Origin of the sequence: Cellulosimicrobium sp. I38E, from assembly GCF_001647255.1 — a bacterium.
Classification (GTDB): Bacteria; Actinomycetota; Actinomycetes; order Actinomycetales; family Cellulomonadaceae; genus Cellulosimicrobium; species Cellulosimicrobium cellulans_E.
Map to the genome: position 1 here is coordinate 1 of NZ_LUAZ01000088.1, position 4,773 is coordinate 4,773.

At 72.5% G+C, this 4,773-nt stretch carries 6 protein-coding genes; 5 read left to right on the top strand and 1 reads right to left on the bottom strand.

Annotated elements, in window-relative coordinates; translation table 11 throughout:
* A partial coding sequence (locus A0J59_RS20210) for a superoxide dismutase (protein WP_064316591.1) occupies nucleotides 1-558 on the top strand: 558 nt, incomplete at its 5' end.
* 90 nt (nucleotides 559-648) lie between these two features.
* Here the strand turns inward: A0J59_RS20210 and A0J59_RS20215 are convergent.
* Nucleotides 649-1,359 carry a metal-dependent transcriptional regulator gene (locus A0J59_RS20215; RefSeq protein ID WP_047230839.1) on the bottom strand — a complete coding sequence of 237 codons (711 nt, stop codon included), beginning with the start codon at nucleotides 1,357-1,359 and terminating at the stop codon, nucleotides 649-651.
* A gap of 118 nt (nucleotides 1,360-1,477) precedes the next feature.
* Between A0J59_RS20215 and A0J59_RS20220 the strand changes: the two genes are divergently transcribed.
* The 4 genes from A0J59_RS20220 to A0J59_RS20235 form a co-directional block, all read left to right on the top strand.
* A complete protein-coding gene (locus A0J59_RS20220) occupies nucleotides 1,478-1,822 on the top strand; it encodes a PadR family transcriptional regulator (RefSeq protein WP_047230840.1) in 345 nt (114 codons plus the stop codon).
* On the top strand, nucleotides 1,819-2,763 hold the full coding sequence (locus tag A0J59_RS20225) for a permease prefix domain 1-containing protein (RefSeq protein WP_064317268.1): 945 nt from the start codon (nucleotides 1,819-1,821) through the stop codon (nucleotides 2,761-2,763). The genes A0J59_RS20220 and A0J59_RS20225 overlap by 4 nt, the downstream gene beginning before the upstream one ends.
* A gap of 9 nt (nucleotides 2,764-2,772) precedes the next feature.
* On the top strand, nucleotides 2,773-4,002 hold the full coding sequence (gene zapE / locus A0J59_RS20230; RefSeq protein ID WP_064317269.1) for an AFG1/ZapE family ATPase: 1,230 nt from the start codon (nucleotides 2,773-2,775) through the stop codon (nucleotides 4,000-4,002).
* Nucleotides 4,003-4,092: 90 nt separating this feature from the next.
* Nucleotides 4,093-4,773 (top strand): ClpX C4-type zinc finger protein (locus tag A0J59_RS20235; RefSeq protein WP_156533212.1); only part of this gene is annotated, 681 nt, incomplete at its 3' end.

Here is a 4,773-nt window from a genome sequence, read left to right on the forward strand (position 1 = left end):
ATCATGGAGCTGCACCACTCCAAGCACCACCAGGCCTACGTCACCGGCGCGAACACCGCCCTGGAGAAGCTCGCCGAGGCCCGCGAGACCGGCGACTTCGCCGCGATCAACCTCCACGAGAAGAACCTCGCGTTCAACCTCGGCGGCCACGTCAACCACTCCGCGTTCTGGACCAACCTCTCCCCCGAGGGCGGCGGCGAGCCCACCGGCGAGATCGGCGCCGCGATCGACGAGCACTTCGGCTCCTTCGACGCCTTCAAGAAGCAGTTCGCCGCCGTCGCCGCCGGCGTCCAGGGCTCGGGCTGGGCCATCCTCGCCTGGGACTCCATCGGCTCCAAGCTCGTCACCGTCCAGCTCTACGACCAGCAGGGCAACCTCACCCTCGGCCTGACCCCCATCGTCCTGCTCGACGTCTGGGAGCACGCCTACTACCTCGACTACCAGAACGTGCGCGCCGACTACGTCACCGCCTGGTGGAACCTCGTCAACTGGTCCGACGCCGAGGCCCGCCTCCAGCGCGCCAAGACCCAGACCGCCGGGCTCATCGTCCCCGCCTGACGACTCCCCGCGAGAACGACGTGAGGGCCGTTATCCATCGGATAACGGCCCTCACGTCGTTCTGGGCAGCCTGACGGCGCGGCGTCCGGCTCAGTCCGCCGTGACGAAGAGGTGGCGCGCGACGTCGTCCGGGAGGTCCAGGACCGTGTCGGCTCCGTCGCCCGAGACCGTGACGACGCCGTCGTTCACCGCGACGACGAGGGTCTGGCGCGGGAAGACGCCCGCCTCGGCGAAGCGCGCGAGGAGCTCCACGTCGACCTGGACCGGCTCGGCGATGCGCTGGAGGAGGACGCGCACCTCGTCCCCGGCGGTCGCGCCGCGCGCGGCCAGGTGCACCGGGAGGGAGACGACGCCGTCGAGGTACTCGACCTCGGGCAGGTCCTCGCCCAGCTCGCGCAGGCCCGGGATCGGGTTGCCGTAGGGGTCGTGCGCGGGGTGGTCGAGGAGCGCGACGAGGCGCTGCTCGACGAGGTCGCTCATGACGTGCTCCCAGCGGCAGGCCTCGGTGTGCACCTGCTCCCAGTCGAGCTTGATGACGTCGGTGAGCAGCCGCTCGGCGAGGCGGTGCTTGCGCATGACGCGCACCGCCGTCTGCTGCCCGAGCGTCGTGAGCTCGAGCTGGCGGTCGCCCCCGACGACGACGAGGCCGTCACGCTCCATGCGCGCGACGGTCTGGGAGACGGTCGGCCCCGAGTGCCCGAGGCGCTCGGCGATCCGCGCGCGCAGCGGAGGGATCCCCTCCTCCTGCAGCTCGTAGATCGACTTCAGGTACATCTCGGTGGTGTCGATCAGGTCGGTCACTCGGCCTCCCGCGGCAGGTACGCACTCTTCTCTGGAACCGTTCCAGTCTAGCGCTCTCGCGTCGACACGATGATGTGCGCCTTGCGCATACTGTGCGACACACACTATGGTGTGAGACATGACCGATCCCGAGATCTTCGCCGGGCACAGCCAGGAGGTGCGTCGCGGCTCCGTCGTCGTCGCGAGCCTGCTGCTGCTGCGCACGCCCGGCTACGGCTACGGGCTCCTCGAGGCGCTCGCCGCGGCGGGCGTCCCCGTCGACGCCAACACGCTCTACCCGCTCCTGCGCCGGCTCGAGAAGCAGGGCCTCCTCGTGAGCGAGTGGAACACCGACGAGGCGCGGCCGCGCAAGTTCTACCGGACCTCCCCCGCGGGCGAGCGCTTCGCCCGCGACCTGCTCGACGAGTGGCTCGCGATCGCGCGGAGCCTCCGCACCCTCGACTCCCAGGAAGGCACGTCATGACGCTCACCGACCGCTACGTCGCCGCCACGCTGCGCCGCGTCCCCGCCGACCAGCACGCCGACCTCGAGCAGGAGCTCCGCGCGTCCGTCGCCGACGCCGTCGAGGCCAAGGTCGAGGCCGGCACCGACCCGGCCCGGGCCGAGACCGACGTCCTCAACGACCTCGGCGACCCCGACCGCCTCGCGGCCGACCTCGCCGGTCGCCCGCTGTACCTCATCGGGCCCACGCTCTACCTCGACTGGCTGCGCCTCCTCAAGGTGCTGCTCTGGGTCGCCCTCATCCCCGGGGCGATCGTGCTCATCACGGACCTCGTCGACGGCGGCCCCGTCGGGTCGGCCATCTGGAGCGGCATCTGGACGACCGCCTCGGTCGCCCTGCAGATCGCGTTCTGGACGACGCTCGTCTTCGTCCTGCTGGAGCGCTACGGCTCCCCGCGAAGCCAGGACGAGCTCACCGGCCCCTGGACGGTCGACCGCCTCCCGACCGAGCGCGCTCCCCGCGAGGTGACGCTCGTCGACACGGTCGTGTCGGTCGGCCTGCTCGTCCTGGTCGCCGCCGTGCTGCTCCTCCAGAACGTCGCGACCTACCGTGGCCCCGACGGCACCGCGGTCCCCGTGCTGCACCCCGACCTGTGGCCGGTCTGGACCGGCGTCCTCGTCGCGCTCGTCGCGGCCGAGATCGCCCTCACGATCCTCGTGTACGCGCGCGGCCGGTGGACCGTCGGGCTCGCCGCCGTCAACACGGTCATCGGGGCCCTGTTCGCCGGGGTGGTCGTGTGGCTCGCGAGCGCCGACCGCCTCGTGAACCCGGCGTTCCTCGAGGTCACGGGCGGCGACTCGCTCACGTGGCTCTCGAACGGGATCATCGCGGCGACCGTCGTCATCGCGGCCTGGGACGTCATCGACGTCTGGGTCAAGACCCTGCGTGGTCGCCGCGCCTAGGCTGACCCGGTGACCAGCCGCCGCCTCGACCGCGTCCGACGCGCGGTCGAGGCGGCGGCCGCGCGTGAGGGGTTCTCGCTCGACCCGGACCAGTCCGCGCTCCTCGATCGGCTCGCCCGGCTCGGCGACGAGTTCGCGGGGGCCCGACGGCGCCCCGTCCGCGGGCTGTACGTGTGGGGCCCCGCGGGACGCGGGAAGTCGTGGCTGGCGGGGGCGTTCTTCGCGGCCGTCGCGGCCGGGCTCCCCGCCGGCGCGACCAAGCGGGTCCACGTGTACGACCTGTTCCGCGCGCTGCACGCGGCGATCCACGCCCAGCGGGTGAGCGCCCTCGCCAGGCCGCGGTCCGCCGTCGGGCAGGGTGGCCCGACACGCGGGTGGCGCACCCGGGCGACCGCGCCGGTCGCGGAGCCGACGCCGCCCGGGCCGCCCGAGGAGTCGCCGGAGCCACAACCTGGCGCCGTCGACGCCGCGATCGACGACCTCCTGCGCGGGACGAGGCTGCTCTACCTCGACGAGCTCCACCTCCACGACACCGGCGACGCGACCCTGCTCACCCGGCTCCTGCGACGGGCGTTCGCGTCGGGGGTCGTCGTGCTCGCGACGTCCAACTACGAGCCGGGCACGCTGCTGCCGAACCCGCTGTGGCACCACGTCGCCGAGCCGGGGATCGCGCTCCTGCGGGCGCACCTCGACGTCGTCGAGCTCGCCGGGCCGACCGACTACCGGACGCTCGGCGGTCGCGGGCGCGGAGGGTTCGCCGCGGGCGCGTGGCTCCGCCCCGGCACGACGGCGCAGCTCGCCCACCGCGGGCTCGTCGCCCCGGCCCAGGAGGCGCGGGCGGTCGTCCGCACCGGGACGCGGTCGTTCGAGGTGACCGCCGCACGGGTCGACGGCGAGGGCCGCGAGGGCGAGCTGTGGGTGACGTTCGACGACCTGGCAGGACGCCCGACGTCGACCCTCGAGTACCTCGACTGGGCCGCGCGGTTCCGCCGCTGGGTCGTGACCGACGTCCCGCTCCTCACCGACGTGGACCGCGAGGCGCAGCAGCGGTTCATCGCGGTCGTGGACGTGCTCGTCGACGCCGACGTCGAGCTCGTCGTCACGTCGCACCACTCCCTCGACGCGTTCCGCACGACGATGCCGGACCGGCCCGACGCCTTCCGGACGGCCAGCCGGCTCCAGCTCCTGGCCGAGGACGTGGACGGCCCTCGCCCGTCCGCGGGCACCCCGCCCGGCTGAGCCCGGCACGCCCGGACCCGGCAGAGCGGTCCCGGCGTGTCGTGGGCGGCGGCTACGATCGGCCGCAACCGACTGGACTGGAGGCACCCGGTGGCACGCACCGACGGCACCGACGACACGCGCGGGCAGCGCGGTCCGCGCGCGGCGGACGCCCTCACGTGCTCGTTCTGCGGCAAGTCACAGCGCCAGGTGAAACGGCTCATCGCCGGGCCCGCGGGCGTCTTCATCTGCGACGAGTGCGTGGCGCTGTGCCTCGAGATGGTCGAGGAGGACCGCGAGGCCGAGAGCGCGTCGCAGGACGTCGTGACCGGTGACGGGCCCCTCCCGACGCCGCACGAGATCTTCGCGCACCTCAGCCGCTACGTCGTGGGGCAGGACGGCGCCAAGCGCGCCCTGGCCGTCGCGGTGCACAACCACTACAAGCGCGTGCGTGCCGCCGCTGCCGCCGAGGAGGCGGGCGAGGCCCTCGCCACCGACGACCCGGACTACGTGGAGCTGGCGAAGTCGAACATCTTGTTGATCGGTCCGACGGGGACGGGCAAGACGTATCTGGCGCAGACGTTGGCGCGGATGTTGAACGTGCCTTTTGCGATCGCGGACGCGACGGCGCTCACCGAGGCGGGGTATGTCGGTGAGGACGTGGAGAACATTCTGTTGAAGCTGGTGCAGGCGGCGGACTTCGACGTGAAGAAGGCGGAGACGGGGATCATCTATATCGACGAGATCGACAAGGTGGCTCGTAAGGCGGAGAACCCGTCGATCACGCGTGAT